We start from the raw sequence: 1,547 nt of genomic DNA on the forward strand, positions 1-1,547 counted from the left end.
CGGGTCAACCCCTTTTTTATGGAGATTTTTATCTCGTAGATTTCGTTTGGATGTAGGTTGTCCATAACCGCTCATTTTATAGCCGATCTCCTTCCCCCTTGACCTATTTTTTTATAACTACGTTCGTCAGCAAGTAAAGAAAAAAATCGGCACCCCACCCCTTGCAGGGGCGGGGACCCCCCGATTTTTTTCTTGACTTGACTTCCTCACTCCGTTTGTGGGAAATAGGCCAAGGCGGGAGGAAAAATGAATTTTATATTCTTATTTCCCGGAGATTGATTACCTCACCGCGCTGATAGCTCTCATAAACTTGCATGGGGGTTTTGTACTTCAAGGAACTATGTATCCTGAAGAAATTGTAAAAACTTATGAAATCAACTGTTTCCGTATATGCTTGCCCATAAGTCATGAAATATCTGGGCTGGATAAACTCTGTTTCCAATATTGAATTGAATGCCTCAATATGGGCGTTTTTATTCGGTGTTGCTGGCGGGATCAGTTCGTGAAGGAGCTGGTTCTCGTCAAAGTTCTGCACATGTTCTGTGAAAACATTGGATGTCATTTGGGTGCCATTGTCACTCCTTATTATCAATTGATTTTCACCGGGTATCCCAAAATCCTTAAGTGCCTTGTCAAGGGTGAAAACCAGATCCTTCCCTTTACAACTTAACCCTATATGATAATTAACAATTACCCTCATGTAAACGTCAATTATTGCCAGTATAAAGAAAAACCTGTTTTCGCCATGAACAAAACCATATTTAAGATCCAGCTGCCACATCTGAAGTGGGGCGGTAATAATTCTGTTGATGCACCTTTTACTCCTCCTTGTATGGCGCTTCTTCTTGAGAGGCAATAATATGTTTTGTTCCCGGCACAGTCGGTAAACTTTTTTGGGATTGACCGTGTAACCATAATCCCTTCTCAGATAATGGGTAAGTTTCTGATAGCCACCTCCATTGGTAAATTCTTTACGGCTTCTATAGTTTACAAGGGCTGAGATGATCAGTTCATCCGGTATAACAGAGCCATCGGGGTTGATTGTGAAGCCTGGTATGGGCCTTCCCGGATTTTTATGACGGCCATCCTCCTCAACATGCTTATCTCTTTGATACCATGTCGAGTTAGCAATAGAAGCATATTTAATGACCTTCTGCACCGGATTCCCTTTTTTAATGTATGATTCAGCTACTTCTAACTTTTCAGCCAGAGCTGGTTCGTTTTTTTTAAAAGGTCTTTTAACACAGCTATCTCAAGCTTTGCGTCAGCAAGCTCTCTTTCCAAAGCTCGTTGAGATTTCCGGCTATCGGTTTTTTGTTTGTTTTTGTCCCGTCTAAACCATGTGTATACCGTTGTAGCTGGGATATCATGTTTTTTGGCAACAACGGCATAGTTATTGGTTTCAATGCATTCTTTAATAATTTGGGCTTTAAATTCTTTGCTGTAACTTCTCAGTTTCTTTCTGCTCATTTTCATGCTCCTTTCAGGCGTTTTGTATTACCTGATTACGAGCAAAAAGTCTCCACATTATATACGGGGTTGGAGAG

Annotated in this window: 2 protein-coding genes; both read right to left on the reverse strand. The window is 41.0% G+C overall.

The features are described 5' to 3' along the window. Window positions 1-253: 253 nt before the first annotated feature. Window positions 254-1,159 (reverse strand): transposase, encoded by a 906-nt coding sequence (locus ACYQ2M_RS25030; RefSeq protein ID WP_459919131.1) that lies wholly within the window; start codon window positions 1,157-1,159, stop codon window positions 254-256. A 35-nt stretch (window positions 1,160-1,194) separates the two neighbouring features. Then, the gene (locus ACYQ2M_RS25035) at window positions 1,195-1,470 is read right to left on the reverse strand and encodes a transposase (protein WP_459919132.1); all 276 of its coding nucleotides are present in this window, start codon (window positions 1,468-1,470) and stop codon (window positions 1,195-1,197) included. Window positions 1,471-1,547 lie beyond the last annotated feature (77 nt).

The sequence above is a fragment of the Desulfocicer niacini genome, from assembly GCF_054657595.1.

What these genes read in the sequence shown, in the direction of transcription:
- ACYQ2M_RS25035 (WP_459919132.1), bottom strand. Translation starts at nt 1,470, where the DNA reads ATGAGCAGAAAGAAACTGAGAAGTTACAGCAAAGAATTTAAAGCCCAA.